The following is a 15,816-nucleotide window of genomic DNA, read 5'->3' on the forward strand; positions in this document are numbered from 1 at the left end:
CCCGGCGGCGCGGCCGCGCGCGGTGCTCGCGTCGGCGGCGGGTCCGGTGCCGCGCCGGGTCGCCGCCCTCCTGGACCGCCGCCCGGCCGCCGACGCGCTCCGCTCGCGCGGCGCCCGGCTGATAGCGGTCGCGCTCCTCGCCTGCCTCTGCGCGTCGGCGGTCTCGGCCGTGGAGGCCGCGGCCGATCTGCACGGCGGAATCGAGACGGCCCAGGGCGAGGGCTGACCGCCCGAGGGACTCTCCCCCCAAGCTCTTGATGAGCAGGGGGGACCCCAACGGCCCAGCAACGCTGAGGCCAAGCGCCGTCCGTCCCCGAGAGTGGAACCCGTACGTCCGTCACGGCGTACGCGTCGCGTAGACGTACGTACGGGCACTGCGGGAGGCAGCCATGACTTGCATCAACCGACGGGACCTCGGACTCCTGGTCCTGCGGGTGGGCACCGGCGCGGTCCTCGCGGCGCACGGCACACAGAAGCTCTTCGGCTGGTTCGGCGGCTCCGGGCTCGAAGCCACCGCCGCCGGCATGGAGCACATGGGCTTCAAGCCGGGCAAGCAGAGCGCGCTGGCCGCCGGGCTCGGCGAGGCGGGCGGCGGCGCGCTCCTCGCCCTCGGCCTCGCCACCCCGGTGGCCGGTGCGGCCGCGGCGGGCGCGATGGCGGGCGCGGTCTCCGTGCACGCCCCCGCAGGGTTCTTCAACCAGGGCGGCGGCTTCGAGTACCCGGCGTTCCTGGGCTTCACGGCCGCCGCGATCGGCGTCGCCGGGGCGGGCCGCTACTCCCTCGACCACGCCACCTGCCATGTCCTGGACCGGCCGTGGACCGTAGCCCTGGCGTTCCTCGGCAGCGCGGCGGCCGCGGCCGCCGTGGTCGGCCGTCGGACACAGGGCTAGGACGGCGGGGACGACGAGGCCGAGCCGCCGGAGCCGGAGCCGTTCGACTGAGCCGGACGCCGCTGCCTCAAGGAGGCCCGGGGGCATCCAACCGCGGCGGCTGTTGAGATGTGCGACGCAGGCCACAGGCCATGGCGGCGGACCGAAGTCGTACCCTGTCAGACGACGGCGCGTACCCCGACCGGGGGCGCGACCCTTTTGTCTGGCTGGGAGTGACGCCGTGCTGCGCACCATGTTCAAGTCCAAGATCCACCGTGCCACCGTGACGCAGGCGGACCTCCATTACGTGGGGTCCGTGACGGTCGACGCCGAGCTGATGGAAGCCGCCGATCTACTGCCCGGCGAGCTCGTCCACATCGTCGACATCGACAACGGCGCGCGCCTGGAGACGTACGTCATCGAGGGCGAGCGCGGCTCCGGTGTGATCGGCATCAACGGCGCCGCGGCGCACCTCGTCCACCCCGGCGACCTCGTGATCCTCATCAGCTACGCGCAGGTCGACGACGCCGAGGCGCGCACCCTGCGCCCGAGCATCGTGCACGTGGACGCGGACAACCGGATCGTCGAGCTCGGCGAGGACGCCTCGGCGCCGGTACCGGGCACCGACCAGCGCCGCAGCCCGCACGCCGTACCCGCCGCCCCCGCACCGCTTCCCGCCACCGTCCCGCAGCACTGACCCGGGAGACCCCCATGGCCGACGCGCCCGCCCCCGACATCCGAGACGACCGCCCCCAGGGCGGTGAACTCACGCTGCTGCACACCGCGATGGTGCACGTACCGGTCTTCGACGGGCTGCGGGACGAGGACCATCCGGGCCTCGAACTGCGGCACTTGGTCTACCCCGAACTGCTCGGCCGGGCCCAGGGAGCCGGCCCGTCCGGCGCGGCCGAGGCCACGAAGACGGTCCTCGGCGAGGCGGTGGCCGAGGGTGCGACCGCCGTGCTCTGCACCTGCTCGACGATCGGCGCGATCGCGGAGGCGGCCGGGGCCGAACTCGGCGTCCCCGTCCTGCGCGTGGACCGCCCGATGGCGGTCGCGGCGGTCGCGTACGGCCCCCGCGTCGTCGTCATCGCCGCCCTGGAGTCCACGGTGGCCTCCACCACGACCCTGCTCCACGAGGAGGCGGCCAGGGCGGGCCGCGAGGTCTCCCCGCGTATCGTCCTGCTGGACCGCGCCTGGAAACTCTTCGAGTCGGGCGACCCGGTGGGCTACCACTGGGCGGTCGCCGAGGCCATCGAGGCGGTGGAGGACGTGGACGCCATCGTCCTGGCCCAGGCGTCGATGACCCCCGCGACGGAGCTGGTCCCGTCGAAGATCCCGGTCCTGACCAGCCCGCGTATGGGGCTGGCGGCGGCGGCACGGCTGGTGTGACGGGACTCCCGGGGGCTTGCGCCCCCGGGAAGGCGCCTCACCCCGTCGAGACCTCCGACCGGTCCCCGCCCCACAGCGTGTGGAACGAGCCCTCGCGGTCCACACGCCGATAGGTGTGCGCCCCGAAGAAGTCGCGCTGACCCTGCGTCAGCGCGGCCGGAAGCCGCGGGGCGCGCAGTGCGTCGTAGTACGCCAGCGCCGCCGAGAAGCCCGGCACCGGCACCCCGTGCCGCGCCGCCGCCACGACGACCGCGCGCCAGTCGTCCTGCGCCGCCCCGATCTCCTCGCCGAACCGCTTGTCGGCCAGCAGGCTCACCAGCTCGGGCTGGGCGTCGTACGCCGCCCGGATGCGGTCCAGGAACGCCGCCCGGATGATGCACCCGGCGCGCCAGATCGAGGCGACCGCGCCCAGGTCGACACCCCAGTCGTACTGCTCGCTGCCCGCCCGGATCTGGTGGAAGCCCTGCGTGTACGACACGATCTTGGAGGCGTACAGCGCCTGTTCCACCTGCGCCGCGAACGCCTGCGCCTCCGCCTCGCCCAGCGACGGCGCCGACGGCCCGGCCAGCGAGCGCGACACCTCGCGCAGGTCCTCGTGGCCGGAAAGCGACCGCGCGAACACCGCCTCGGCGATCCCGGAGACCGGCACCCCGAGGTCGAGCGCGATCTGCACGGTCCACCGCCCCGTGCCCTTCTGCTCCGCCCGGTCCTCCACCACGTCGACGAACGGCTTGCCGCTCGCCGCGTCCACATGCGCGAGCACCTCCGCCGTGATCTCGATCAGATACGAGTCGAGGCGCCCGGTGTTCCAGCCCCGGAACGTTTCGGCGATCTTCGCGGGGGAGTACCCGGCGACCGTGCGCAGCAGGTGGTACGCCTCCGCGATCAGCTGCATGTCGGCGTACTCGATGCCGTTGTGCACCATCTTCACGAAGTGGCCCGCCCCGTCCGGACCGACGTGCGTGACACACGGCGTCCCGTCCGGCGCCTTCGCCGCGATCTTCTCCAGGAGCGGCCCCAGCGACTCGTACGACTCGGTCGAGCCGCCCGGCATGATGCTCGGGCCGTGCAGCGCGCCCTCCTCACCACCGGACACGCCCGCGCCCACGAAGTGGATCCCGCGCTCGCGCAGCTCGCGCTCGCGCCGGCGGGTGTCCTCGAAGTGCGCGTTGCCGCCGTCGATGATGACGTCGCCCTCGTCGAGCAGCGGCGCGAACTCCGCGATCACCGCGTCCGTCGGCTCACCCGCCTTGACCATGATCACCAGTCGGCGCGGCCGTTCAAGCGCGGCCACGAACTCCTCGGCGGATTCGGCCGGTACGAAGGTGCCCTCGTCGCCGAACTCCTCTACCAGCGCCCGGGTCTTGGCCGCCGTACGGTTGTGCACCGCGACCGTGAGGCCGTTGCGTGCGAAGTTACGGGCGAGGTTGCGCCCCATGACGGCGAGTCCGGTGACGCCGATCTGGGCTGTTCCACTCATGGCACTGCTCCTCGGTACTCGGGTGCGCTGCTCGATCAACACTACGGAAGAGTCCAAGTCGCGCGACCCGGGCGGCATTCCCGTCGGACGGGCCGCACAGGCCGGTAGCAGGGGCGCGCGTGGGACCCCGCCCGCACTCCCGTACGCACTCTTGTCACAGCGCGTTCGCAGCCCGTACTTTGGCGGCTCCTGAAGCGTTCGAGGGGGAACCCATGTCCGTACGCGGGCGGCACCGCCGTTATCAGCCGAGCCGTATCAACCGGGCCTCGCTGACAGTGACGGCGGGCGGGGCGGGCATGGCCCTGCCACTGATCGGCGCGGGCACCGCGCACGCCGCCTCGCTGGACGTCTGGGACAAGGTCGCGGCCTGCGAGTCCACCGACAACTGGACGATCAACACCGGCAACGGCTATTACGGCGGGCTGCAGTTCAGCCAGTCGACATGGGTGGCGTACGGCGGACGGCAGTACGCCCCGCGCGCCGATCTCGCGGCCAGGAGCGAGCAGATAGCCGTGGCCCAGAAGGTGCTCAAGGACCAGGGGCCCGGTGCCTGGCCGGTCTGTTCGGGGGAGGCCGGTCTCACCCGGGCCTCCGCCGCGTCCGCGCACCCGGCGGTGGCCCACGTCCAGGCCCACCACCCGCAGACGACGAAGAAGGCTCCCGCTCCGCACATCACCCCGCACACCGCCGCGCAGGCGAGCCCGACCAAGGTGCCCGGCAAGCGCGACTCCTACACCGTCGTCGCGGGCGACTCCCTCTCCCGTATCGCGCACACCGAGCACGTCAAGGGCGGCTGGCACCAGCTGTACACCGACAACCGCGAGGTCATCGGCGGCGATCCCAATCTGATACTGCCCGGCCAGCGGCTCGCGTTACCGGGTGCGGCGACCCCGCCGAAGACCCATCCGCAGCCACCGCACAAGCCGTCGCCAGCGAAGCAGCAACCGAAGTCGCCGCCGAAGCAGCAGCCCGCCCCGCACAAGGAGACGGTCTCGCACAGGACCGCCACCTTCACCGCACCCGTCGACGCCGACCCCAGCACCCCGTACCACAAGGCCGGCGCCTCCTGGGCGAGCGGCTATCACACGGGTGTCGACTTCCCCGTCCCGACCGGGACCGCGGTGCACGCGGTCGCCGTCGGCAAGGTGGTCGAGGCGGGCTGGGGCGGCAGTTACGGCTATCAGGTGGTCATCCGGCACACCGACGGCCGGTACAGCCAGTACGCGCATCTCTCGGCCGTGAACGTACGGGCCGGGCAGCAGATCAACACCGGTCAGCGGATCGGGCGTTCGGGCTCCACCGGCAACGCCACGGGGCCGCATCTGCACTTCGAGATCCGCACCGGACCCGCGTACGGCTCGGACATCGATCCGCTGGCCTACCTCAGGGCGGGCGGCGTCAGCCTCTGATCGCCGGTGTTCTTGCCGTCGCCGCTCTCGGTGCTCTGGCAGGGCGCCGGGATGCCCGGCAGGGTCTTTCGCTCGGTCGTGGTCGTCTGCCGCTCGGTCCGTGAGCGGCGTGCGGGTGTGCTCAACCGCTCGGTGGTGAGCAGGATCAGACCGCCCGCCGCCACGACGCCGCTGGCGAGGGCTATGGCGAGGCCTGCGGTGCCGTACCGGAACTCCTCGCCGAACAGGGTGAGTCCGACGGTCGCCGCGACCACCGGGTTGACCACCGTGACGGTCGCCAGCGGCGCGGCGAGCCCGGCCCCTCGGTAGGAGGCCTGGGAGATCAGCAGACCGGCCGCCGCGAGCACGGCTATGGCCAGCAGGCTCGGCACCTCGCTGAGCTTCAGCCCGTCGTTCCAGTCCTCGGCCACCACTTTGGTGAAGACGGACGCCATGCCGAACGAGACACCGGCCGCCGAGGCCAGGAGCACACTGCGCAGCACCGGCTTGTGCACCGCCCGCGAGCCGAGGAAGAGCGCCCCCATACCGGCGAAGGTCGCGGCCGCGAGGATCAGGCGCTGGCCGCCGTTCACCGAGTCGGCGTCCGCGTCGGTGGTCAGCGCGAGCAGCCCCGCGAGACCGGCGGTCGCCATGATCGCGCCGCGCCAGGCCGCTGCCCCCGCCCTGCGCCGTACGAACACGGCGGCCATCGGGAGCGCGAACACTATGGTCAGCGCGCCCAGCGGCTGGACGAGGGTGAGCGGTCCGCAGGCGAGCGCCACTACGTGCAGCAGCGCGCCCAGGCCGTTGAGTGCCACGGAGCCCCACCAGGCGCCCTGGCGGAGATATGTGCTGTCGGGGGTGGCCGCGGCCACGCGCTCCTGCACGATCGCCGCGGCCGCGTAGGCGACGGCGGAGATCAGGGACAGCAGCACGGACAGGGCTAGGGCACTCATGCATCCACGATCTCTCGTGAATCGCCTCACGTCGTCGTCCTTGAGCACGCATTGACACGTACTGCCATAGGAGTACGCGTCTACTCCAGAAGTCGCCCATACATCGGGCATTTAGGACAACTGCTGGTCGGCGGGGGTGTGATGAGATCTTCTCGGCCACTCCGACGACGTGGGGTGTCGCATAGTAGTCGCACGGATGTTCGGTCGAAAATCTGGAAGAATTGCCGGGATCCCGGCGCGGACACGACACGTTCCACGGTCGTGTGCGGCGGCGGACGTCAAAAGGGGACGAGTGGTGGATCTGACGGCGGTGGCGTCGGTGGGCGGGTTCTTCGTGCTGCGCACCGGATCACCCGGCGGCGGGCACCTCCCGCTTTCGCGTTTGTACGCGGGGGAGAGCGCCCCACTGACGGCCCGGATCGACACCGTCGAGGCCCGCCTGAACGCCCCCGAGCGCCGCACCGCCGCCTCCATCGCCCACCTCGGCCTCGTCGCCCGGCTCTGGTCGATCGCGCTCGGGCCCGCCGTGCTCCACGGCGAGGTGCCCGATCTCACACCGGACGCGCTCTCCTGGGACGGCGGGCAAAGTGCGCCCGACGACCTGCTGCTCGACGGCGTGCACGCGCTGCCCGGCACGGCCGAGCGGATCCGCGAGAGCGTCCAGTGCGGCCACCTGGTGCCGCTCGCCGACGCCTTCCGCCGCGACACCCCGCTCTCGTACGGACTGCTGTGGGGCAACGCGGGATCCGCGCTCGCCGGAGCCGTGCGCGAACTCCACGGCTGGGCGCGGCGGAACGGCCGCCCCGACGCGGCATGCCGTGCCCTGGAGCTCGGCGCCGAGCTCTTCGCCCACCCCGACCTCGCGGGCACCGGCACCCTGATGCCCGGCCCCGCCTTCCGTCGCCGCAGCTGCTGCCTCTACTACCGCGTCCCGGGCGGCGGCCTCTGCGGCGATTGCGTCTTCGACCGCCCGCCGGGCCACGGCTGACCAGGGCCGCGAAGGCTCTTGATCATGGGCGCGGTTTGGTGTGCGGCGCCCCCGCTCCGTACGATTCCCCTTTTGGGAACTTCCGCGCGGGCGCGACCGCACACATGACCGAGGAACGGCGACGGCGATGACGGTGACAGAGGACATCCAGGACCAGGAGTACGGTCCCGGCATCGGCCGGGAGCCCGGCGAGTCCGACGTGGAGTTCGGCCCCGGCATCGACCCGGAGCGGCTCGCCGTCTGCCTGAGCGTGCTCGACGAGCTCGACACCATCGAGGTCGACCACCCCGACGCGATCGCCGTGCGCCGCGCCACCGCCGCGATCTACCGGACCGTGAAGCAGCGCCGTCGCCAGGAGCGCCGCGCCGCCAAGACCGCGCACGACCGGGCCGTCACCCATGCCACCGCCACCGGCTCCGCCGAGCGCATCGACGACGAGACCGAGGGCATCCTGCCGTCCTCCGCGACCCCGACCGGAGAGATCGCGGGGATACTCCAGCGCCCGCGCTCCTGCTACATCTGCAAGACGCGGTACGTGGAAGTCGACTACTTCTACCACCAGCTCTGCCAGAAGTGCGCCGCCGAGAACCGGTTCCGCCGCGACGCCCGCACCGACCTCAGCGGCAAGCGCGCGCTGCTCACCGGCGGCCGGGCGAAGATCGGCATGTACATCGCGCTGCGGCTGCTGCGCGACGGCGCCCACACCACCATCACCACCCGCTTCCCCAAGGACGCCATCCGCCGCTTCAAGGCGATGGAGGACTCGGCAGAGTGGATGCACCGCCTCGAAGTCGTCGGCATCGACCTGCGCGACCCGGCGCAGGCGGTCGCCCTGGCCGAGCAGACCGCGGAGCAGGGCCCGCTGGACATCCTGATCAACAACGCCACGCAGACCGTGCGCCGGCTGCCCTCCGCGTACGCCGCCCTGGTCGACGGCGAGAGTGCCCCGCTGCCCGCCGGTGAGCTCCCCGCCCACCACGTCATCGGTGCCTTCAACTCCGGGTCGGTCAGTGATCTTGGCGGGCCGGCCGCGCTGCCGCTGGGCACCTCCGGCCTCGACGCCCAGCGGGTCGCCGACCTCGCCCTGGTCGCGGGCAACGCCAGCATCGCCAAGCACCGCGACGGCAGCGCCCTGGACGCGGGCGGCCTGCTGCCGGACGTCGTCGACAGCAACACCTGGGTGCAGTCGATCGACCAGATCTCCCCGGTCGAGCTCCTCGAGACCCAGCTCTGCAACTACACCGCGCCGTTCATCCTGATCAGCCGGCTCCGCCCGGTGATGGCCGAGGCCGCCCGCAAGGCGCCCAACGGCCGTGCGTACGTGGTGAACGTCTCCGCGATGGAGGGTGTCTTCAGCCGCGGCTACAAGGGCGCCGGACACCCCAACACCAACGCCGCGAAGGCCGCCATGAACATGGTGACCCGCACCAGCGGCCAGGAGATGTTCGACACCGACAAGATCCTGATGACCTCGGTCGACACCGGCTGGATCACCGACGAGCGCCCGCACCACGACAAGCTGCGGCTCGCCGAGGAGGGCTTCCACGCCCCGCTCGACCTGGTCGACGGCGCGGCCCGGGTCTACGACCCGATCGTGCGCGGCGAGGCGGGCGAGGACCTGCACAGCGTCTTCATGAAGGACTACGCGCCCGGTAAGTGGTAGGCCCGGCAGGCGGTTCGGCCTCGTCGTAGCGGCCCGGTGCAGCGCTCAGTGCGCGTGCCGGGCCGCCACCAGTTCCAGGACCGGCCGCCAGTCGTCCAGTACACCCACGTCCAGGCCGACGACCTTACCGGCGTCGTCGGCCTGCCGCAGGCTGAGCGCCGCCTCGGCGTCGGGGTCGAGCGCGAACGCGTCCGCCTCCGCGGGCGACATCACCCCGCCCTGCGCCCGCAGGGTCAGCGCGCTCTGCGGCGACAGCGTCCGGTCGGGCTCGACGGTCGCGAGATAGCGCTTGGCCGGGACATGCAGCTGGACCAGCCGGGCCACCCGCGCCCCGAGTAGCGGGCGCACCGCGTCCGCCGCGCGGTCGGCGTGGCCCGCGTCGTCACCCGGACGGAGCAGATGCCCCAGATCGTGTACGAGCCCGGCGAGCTGGAGCTCCTTGTCACTCGGATGGGCGCGGCGCAGCAGATGCGCGGTCTGCAGCGCGTGGTCGTGCAGGTCGACCGGATCGCCGCTGCGATCGGGCGTGTCCCAGGCGTCCCGGCAGGCGTACAGCAGGTCCATCAGTTCCGCGACGGACCGAGGCCGGCTCGGCTGGTCCATGTGAACTCCTCCCGGGTGGCGGACGTCGCGGGACAGCAGATCATGGCCGGATGAACACCGTGTTGAACATGCGGCGAAGGAAAGTTGACGCAAAGGAAGTGGCCCCATCGAGCGGGACCCCGCTCATTTGGTTACTCTGACCCCGACGGAAGCCATCAAAGGATCGACCAGTCCTCGATGCCCGTTCCGGGACCGGCCCGCAAACTGGGCCGAGCTTCCGACAGAGTGCCGGCGCCACCGCGTCAGAACTGCCCCTGCCCCCTGCCCTTTTCGGGCGGTCGGCGCCCGGGAAGAGACCGGAGTCGCCGGCACGCCCAGGGTTACGCGACACAGAGGAGTGCGCGGTGACACCAGAGATGACTGAACGCGAACAGCGGACGCCGGAACGCGGCGGCGACCGGACCGGCCGGCCCGAAAAGCTCCGCAACCTTGAGGTCTGGGCCCGCTCGGCCCCGATCCGGCTGGCCGGCTACGAGGACGACCTCGCCGAGCCGCACATCCTGCCGGGCATCGACTGAGTGAACCGGGTGAGCTGAGCGCACCGTTCCCTGCCCCGATGTGCCCCCTGCTCCGGCAGGGGGCACCTCCATGTCCGCTGGCTTCCATACCGCGCGATGCGTACGAAAGGCCGCCGTCCGCTTGCGGACCCGCCCGAACTCCGGCAGACAATATAGGGATAACTCGGGGCGAACAGGTGGGAGATCTACGTGCGCTCGACCCCACGCCGGTTCAGCCTGGCCGCGACCGTCATGTCCATCGCCGTCCTCGTCGCCGCGTGCGGCTCGGGCAGCAGCGGGAACAGCGCCTCCGACCAGAAGGAGCTGTTCCTCCAGCCGGTCGCCGCGGCCGGCCCCGACCCCTTCACGGAGTCGACGGCCAAGTCCGCCAAGCCGCTGACCCCTTCGCAGCCACCGCCGAGCGCCCCCAGCCCGTCGGCGCCCGTGCAGGCGATCCACTCCGTCCCCGGCTCCACACCCGGCCTGTACGGCGGTACGCAGTCGGTGGCCAGCTGCGACGTGGAGCAGCAGATCCGGTTCCTGGACGCAGACAAGGCGAAGGCGCGGGCGTTCTCCGAGACCGCCGGGATCAACCAGAACGACCTGCCCTCGTTCCTGCGCGGTCTCACCCCGGTGGTGCTGCGGGCCGACACCCGGGTCACCAACCACGGCTTCAAGGACGGCCATGCCACCGCCTTCCAGTCCGTCCTCCAGGCCGGTACCGCGGTCATGGTCGACGACCACGGCATCCCACGGGTGCGGTGCGCCTGCGGCAACCCGCTGAACCCGCCGGTCGCGACCCAGGGGGCCGCGTCCCGGGGCCAGTCCTGGCCGGGCTACCAGCCGCAGCGGACCGTGGTCATCAACCGCACCACCACGGTGATCAACAGCCTGATCATCGTGAACATCATCAACAACACCTGGATCGAGCGCAGGAGGGGCGACAACGGCGCGCGCGACCGCGACCGGCCCGACATCCAGATCGACCCGACCGCGCCGGTCGTCCCGGAGTCGCCGAGCCCGGTGACCCCGGTGAGCCCGGAGCAGTCCAGCCCCGGCACCTCGCCGAGCGAGTCCTCGGCGTCCCCGAACTCGCCGAGCGCGTCCACCGGCACCAACTGCCCGCCCGGGACCCCGACCACCACCGTGACGCAGTCGCCCCCCGGGGTCGCCCCTGGTGGCACCCCGCCGAACGCGGCGGCGACGCCCGGCGGCACCACGCCCAACGTGGCAGCGACCCCCAACGCGGCGACGACACCCTCGGGCTGCCCCACGGCCACCGTCACGGTCAGTCCCAAGCTGACGACGCAGCCGCCCTCGCCGCGTACGCCCAGCACGCTGCCGCCGACACAGCCGCTCGTGCCGACCCCGTCCACCGAGCTGCCCACGCTGCCCTCGGAGCCGCCGCCGGTCTTCCCCCAGGAGCCTTCTTCGGGCTCCGGCAGCACGGAGATGCCGACCGGCACCTCCGACTTCGACACCGAGCCACCACTGGACGCCCGACAGCTGACCTGACCGGATGCCCCCGATCGGCCCAAAGATCGGAATGACGATGGACGACTGGCCCGCCGACCCAGGTCTCAGCCTCGCCCTCAACCACATGGGCGCCTTCGACTGGGACCTGGTGAGCGGCCAGCTGCACATGGACCCGTCGGCGCTCGCCGTGTTCGACATGCGGCCCGAGGAGTACGACGGCCGCCCCGAGACGCTGGGCAGCCGGGTGACCCCGAGCGAGGCCACCCGGCTCGACGCGATGGTCTCGCTGGCCCTCAAGAGCGGCAGCCGCCACTACGGCGCCTACTTCCGCGTACGGCTGCGCGACGGCAGCGCGCGCTGGACGCACACCCAGGGCTGTGTGCAGCGCGACGACGACGGCCGTCCGCAGCGCATCATCGGCGTCGTCCGCGACGCCACCCAGGAGCTCGCCGACTCCAGTGCCCGCCCCGACCGCGACGACGAGGACCGCCGCCGGACCGGTGTGGTCGACAGCACCACGGCCGCCCTCGCCCACGCCCGTACCGTCCAGGACGTCATCGACGTGCTCAACGGCTCGCACGGCCTGGAACACCTCGGCGCCACCAGCCTGGTGATGGGCCTGCTGGAGTCGGGCCGCATCCATCTGGTCGCCGAGGGCCCCGCCGACAGTTTCGTGCCGGGGACGCGCTGGACCCGCGTCGACGAGCAGTACCCGATGAGCGAGGTCGTGCGCACCCTCGCGCCCCGCTTCATCCAGACCCCGGACGACTTCGCCCGCTCCTACCCCCGGCTGTGGCCGCACATCAGCGGCCTCGGCATCACCGCGGCCGCCTATCTGCCGCTGATCGCCCAGGCCCGGCCCATCGGCGCGCTCGGCTTGCTCTACAGCGACAAGACCGGCTTCACGGCGGACGAGCGCAACCTCCTTGTGGCCCTTGGCAGTTCCATCGCGCAGAGCCTGCAACGGGCCGTGCTCTACGAGCAGGAGCACGACCTCGCCGAGGGCCTGCAACAGGCGATGCTGCCGCGCCGCATCCCCGATGTGCCCGGCGCGCGCATCGCGGTGCGCTATCGCTCGGCGCGGCTGGGCCGGGACATCGGCGGCGACTGGTACGACGTCATCCCGCTGCCCGGCGGCCGCGTCGGCGCGGTCATCGGCGACGTCCAGGGCCATGACACGCACGCCGCCGCCGTGATGGGACAGCTGCGCATCGTGCTGCGCGCGTACGCCGCCGAGGGGCACACCCCGGCCACCGTGATGGCCCGCGCCTCGGTGTTCCTGCACGAGCTGGACACCGACCGCTTCGCGACCTGTACGTACGCCGAGGCCGACCTGTCGACCGGAGTCGTCCAGCTCGTACGGGCCGGACATGTCGACCCACTCCTGCGCCACCCCGACGGCAGCTGCCGCAGGCTCCCGGTGGAGGGCGGCCTCCCGCTGGGCCTCTCCGCCGAGTTCGGGCGCCTTGAGTACCCGGTCTCCACCATCGAGCTGGACCCCGGCCAGACCCTGCTGCTGTTCACGGACGGCCTGGTGGAGCAGCCCGGCGCCGACCTCGACGACGGGATGCAGTTGCTCGCCTCGCTGGTCCGCACCGGTCCCGCCGACCTCCAGGAGCTCGCCGACCGGATGTGCGACGTGGTCGACGACCGCGCGGGCGACGACGACGTGGCGCTGCTGCTCCTGCGCCGGCGCGCCCTGGAGGCCCCGCAGGCCGGCGGCCGCCTCCAGCAGCACGTGGCGCAGAACGACCCGGAGGCGCTGCGCTCGTCGCGCCATATGATCCGGGCGGCGGTACGGGCGTGGGGCGCCCGGGAGCGCGCCGACGAGATCGAGCTGGCCGCCGACGAGCTGATCACCAACGCGCTGATGCACACCGACGGCGGCGCGATCGTCACCGTACGGGTCCTTGCCGGGCCCCAACGGCGGCTGCGGGTCGAGGTCGAGGACCGCTCCAGCGCCCTGCCGCGCCGCCGTGACGCGGGCGACTCCGGGGTCTCGGGGCGCGGCCTGATGCTGGTGGACCGGCTCGCGGATGTGTGGGGTGTGGAGTCGCGGGGGAGCGGCAAGTGCGTGTGGTGCGAGTTCATCGTGCCGGAGCGCGCCGCGAGTTGACGGCTACCTGATGGTAACCATACGTAATCCGACAGTACTTGACCGTAACCGAACGTTCGCGCTTGACTGCTGAACTCGTACGGTCGGCAGCGTCGCCGCCCTCCCGTTCGCGACTGATACGAGGCCCCTTTGAGCAGCGAGCTTCTGGCCCCTCTCGACCTGGCGTTCTGGCATCTCGAATCGGCCGAGCACCCCATGCATCTGGGCGCGCTCGCCGTGTTCGAGTCCCGCCCGGGCTGTGACGGCGAGCGGATCCTCGCCCTGCTGGCCGAGCGGGCCGCCGCGATCCGGCGGCTGCGGATGCGGGTGCGTGGCGTCTGGCTCCCGGTCGGCGGGGCCGCCTGGGTCACGCACAAGGAGTTCGACGTGCATCGGCATGTACGCAGGGTCGAGCTGCCCGCGGGCGACTTCGCCGCCGAGGCCGCCCGGGCCGCCGGGGAGCTGATGGAGCGGCCCCTCGAACGCGGCCTGCCGCCCTGGCGGATGTACGTCCTGACCGGCCCGGACGACGGGCGCCCGGGCGCGCCCTTCGCGGTCCTGGTCAAGCTGCACCACGCGCTCGCCGACGGCATGCGGGCCGTCGCCATCGTGGCGGGCATCCTCGACCAGCTGGCGGCAGCACCCAAGCGGCGGGGCCGTCCCGCGCCCGCGAGGTCCTGGCTGCCGGGGCCGCGCGCGGTCGCCGGGTTCGCCCGCGACCGGGTCGGCGAGGCCACCCGGGCCGTCGGCATAGGCGCCAGCGTGGTGCGGGCCAGCCGGATCGAGTTCGGCAGCTCCGCGCTCGCCGCCGACTCCAGCGGCACCCGGCGTCTGGCCACCGCCGTGCTCGACGGGGACGAGGTGCAGCGGGTGCGCCGGGCCGTCGGCGGCACCGCCAACGACGTTTTGCTCGCGGTGGTGGCGGGCGGGCTGCGGCGCTGGCTGCTCGAACGCGGCTCCCCGCTGCCCGGCGCCGAACCCCGCGCCCTGGTCCCGGTCTCGCGCCGACGCCCCGGTGCCGCGCCCGGCTCCGGCAACAAGCTCTCCGCGTACCTCCTCGGCCTCCCGGTCGCCGAGCCCGATCCCGCCACGCGGCTCGCCGTCGTCCGTACCGCGATGGAGCGGAACAAGGCCGCCGGGCCCGGGCGCGGCGCCGGGGCGGTCGCCGTGCTCGCCGACCGACTGCCGCCGCTGGCCCACCGGTTCGGCGCGCCGCTCGCCGGGGGCGCGGCCCGCCTCCTCTTCGATCTGCTGGTCACCAGCGTGCCGCTGCCCCGCACCCGGCTCTCGCTCGGCGGCTGCGAGCTGCGCGAGATCTATCCGATGGCCCCGCTGGCCCGCGGGCAGTCGCTGGCAGTCGCCCTGTCGACGTACGGGGGCCGGGTCCATGTGGGCCTGGTGGCGGACGGGAAGGCGCTGCCCGACCTCGACCGGCTGGCCGAGGCGCTGCACGAGGAGCTGGCGGCGCTGGTGGAGGAGGTCGCCGGGGTGTCGCAGGTCGCGCGCTGACCGGGAACCCCAGCCCTGCCCCGGCTAATCTGGGGTGTATGCCGGAATTGCCCGAAGTGGAAGCGCTGCGTGACTTCCTCGCCGTCCACCTCGTCGGCGAACGGATCGAGCGCGCGCGGCCCGTCGCGATCAGCGTCCTCAAGACGTACGACCCACCGGTCGACGCACTCGACGGGCGGACGGTGACCGGCGTCGGGCGGCACGGCAAGTTCCTCGACATCGACGCCGACGGGCTCCACATGGCCGTCCACCTGGCCCGCGCGGGCTGGCTGCGCTGGCACGACACGCTGCCCGCCGACCCGCCGCGCCCCGGCAAAGGGCCGCTCGCGCTGCGGGTCGCGCTGGCGGGCGGGGCCGGGTTCGACCTGACCGAGGCGGGCACCCGCAAGAGCCTCGCGGTGTATCTGGTCCACGACCCGCAGGAGGTGCCCGGCATCGCCCGGCTCGGCCCCGACCCGCTCGCCCCCGGCTTCGGCCGCGACGACCTCGCCGGGCTCCTCGCGGGGGAGCGCCGCCAGCTCAAGGGCGCGCTGCGCGACCAGTCGCTGATCGCCGGGATCGGCAACGCCTACAGCGACGAGATCCTGCACGCCGCCAAGATGTCGCCGTTCAAGCCCGTCGCGCATCTCACGGACGACGAGATCACCACGCTGTACGAGGCGCTGCGCACCACCCTCGCCGACGCGGTGGAGCGCTCGCACGGGCTCGCCGCCGGGCGACTCAAGGCGGAGAAGAAGAGCGGACTGCGGGTGCACGGGCGCACCGGCGAGCCCTGCCCGGTCTGCGGCGACACCGTCCGCGAGGTCTCGTTCGCCGACTCCTCGCTCCAGTACTGCGCCACCTGTCAGACCGACGGCAAGATCCTCGCCGACCGCCGGATGTCCAAGCTCCTCAAGTAGC

The 15,816-nt window shown here is 72.7% G+C and carries 14 protein-coding genes and 1 pseudogene; 12 read left to right on the forward strand and 3 right to left on the reverse strand.

What is annotated here, in order from left to right:
* The 4 genes and pseudogenes from BG418_RS05695 to BG418_RS05710 form a co-directional block, all read left to right on the forward strand.
* A pseudogene (locus BG418_RS05695) lies at positions 1 to 226 on the forward strand (M56 family peptidase); the annotation flags it as partial.
* Positions 227 to 389: 163 nt separating this feature from the next.
* Complete coding sequence (locus BG418_RS05700; protein WP_188272597.1) at positions 390 to 890, forward strand: DoxX family protein; 501 nt, start codon at positions 390 to 392, stop codon at positions 888 to 890.
* A 220-nt stretch (positions 891 to 1,110) separates the two neighbouring features.
* Positions 1,111 to 1,566 carry an aspartate 1-decarboxylase gene (gene panD, locus BG418_RS05705; protein WP_188272598.1) on the forward strand — a complete coding sequence of 152 codons (456 nt, stop codon included), beginning with the start codon at positions 1,111 to 1,113 and terminating at the stop codon, positions 1,564 to 1,566.
* Between the two features lie 14 nt (positions 1,567 to 1,580).
* On the forward strand, positions 1,581 to 2,261 hold the full coding sequence (locus BG418_RS05710; protein WP_188272599.1) for an aspartate/glutamate racemase family protein: 681 nt from the start codon (positions 1,581 to 1,583) through the stop codon (positions 2,259 to 2,261).
* Positions 2,262 to 2,298: 37 nt separating this feature from the next.
* Here the strand turns inward: BG418_RS05710 and gndA are convergent, their stop codons facing one another.
* Positions 2,299 to 3,741: an NADP-dependent phosphogluconate dehydrogenase gene (gene gndA / locus BG418_RS05715; RefSeq protein ID WP_188272600.1), complete on the reverse strand. Its 1,443-nt coding sequence runs from the start codon at positions 3,739 to 3,741 to the stop codon at positions 2,299 to 2,301.
* 212 nt (positions 3,742 to 3,953) lie between these two features.
* Here gndA and BG418_RS05720 point away from each other — a divergent pair, with 212 nt between their 5' ends.
* Entirely contained in the window at positions 3,954 to 5,150 is a 1,197-nt protein-coding gene (locus BG418_RS05720; protein WP_188272601.1) for a transglycosylase family protein, read from the forward strand.
* Here BG418_RS05720 and BG418_RS05725 read toward each other — a convergent pair.
* Complete coding sequence (locus BG418_RS05725) at positions 5,120 to 6,085, reverse strand: DMT family transporter (protein WP_188272602.1); 966 nt, start codon at positions 6,083 to 6,085, stop codon at positions 5,120 to 5,122. The two genes, BG418_RS05720 and BG418_RS05725, sit on opposite strands and share 31 nt — an antisense overlap.
* Before the next feature lie 295 nt (positions 6,086 to 6,380).
* Here BG418_RS05725 and BG418_RS05730 point away from each other — a divergent pair, with 295 nt between their 5' ends.
* Together BG418_RS05730 and BG418_RS05735 are read left to right on the forward strand one after the other, a co-directional pair.
* Positions 6,381 to 7,073 (forward strand): (2Fe-2S)-binding protein, encoded by a 693-nt coding sequence (locus tag BG418_RS05730; RefSeq protein WP_188272603.1) that lies wholly within the window; start codon positions 6,381 to 6,383, stop codon positions 7,071 to 7,073.
* A gap of 127 nt (positions 7,074 to 7,200) precedes the next feature.
* On the forward strand, positions 7,201 to 8,736 hold the full coding sequence (locus BG418_RS05735) for an SDR family NAD(P)-dependent oxidoreductase (RefSeq protein ID WP_188272604.1): 1,536 nt from the start codon (positions 7,201 to 7,203) through the stop codon (positions 8,734 to 8,736).
* 45 nt (positions 8,737 to 8,781) lie between these two features.
* Here BG418_RS05735 and BG418_RS05740 read toward each other — a convergent pair whose 3' ends face one another.
* Complete coding sequence (locus BG418_RS05740; RefSeq protein ID WP_188272605.1) at positions 8,782 to 9,339, reverse strand: inositol oxygenase family protein; 558 nt, start codon at positions 9,337 to 9,339, stop codon at positions 8,782 to 8,784.
* Between the two features lie 356 nt (positions 9,340 to 9,695).
* On the opposite strand from BG418_RS05740, the gene BG418_RS05745 reads away from it, so the two are divergent.
* The 5 genes from BG418_RS05745 (at position 9,696) to BG418_RS05765 (ending at position 15,815) form a co-directional block, all read left to right on the forward strand.
* Positions 9,696 to 9,857 carry a hypothetical protein gene (locus BG418_RS05745; protein WP_188272606.1) on the forward strand — a complete coding sequence of 54 codons (162 nt, stop codon included), beginning with the start codon at positions 9,696 to 9,698 and terminating at the stop codon, positions 9,855 to 9,857.
* 189 nt (positions 9,858 to 10,046) lie between these two features.
* Positions 10,047 to 11,351, forward strand: coding sequence for a DUF6777 domain-containing protein (locus BG418_RS05750; protein WP_188272607.1), 1,305 nt, complete (start codon positions 10,047 to 10,049; stop codon positions 11,349 to 11,351).
* 37 nt (positions 11,352 to 11,388) lie between these two features.
* Positions 11,389 to 13,428, forward strand: coding sequence for a SpoIIE family protein phosphatase (locus BG418_RS05755; RefSeq protein WP_223184429.1), 2,040 nt, complete (start codon positions 11,389 to 11,391; stop codon positions 13,426 to 13,428).
* Between the two features lie 129 nt (positions 13,429 to 13,557).
* On the forward strand, positions 13,558 to 14,916 hold the full coding sequence (locus tag BG418_RS05760; RefSeq protein WP_188272609.1) for a wax ester/triacylglycerol synthase family O-acyltransferase: 1,359 nt from the start codon (positions 13,558 to 13,560) through the stop codon (positions 14,914 to 14,916).
* 38 nt (positions 14,917 to 14,954) lie between these two features.
* Positions 14,955 to 15,815 (forward strand): Fpg/Nei family DNA glycosylase, encoded by an 861-nt coding sequence (locus BG418_RS05765; RefSeq protein WP_188272610.1) that lies wholly within the window; start codon positions 14,955 to 14,957, stop codon positions 15,813 to 15,815.
* The last annotated feature ends 1 nt before the right edge of the window (position 15,816 follow it).

This window comes from Streptomyces sp. CBMA152 (assembly GCF_014596475.1).
Taxonomy (GTDB): Bacteria; Actinomycetota; Actinomycetes; order Streptomycetales; family Streptomycetaceae; genus Streptomyces.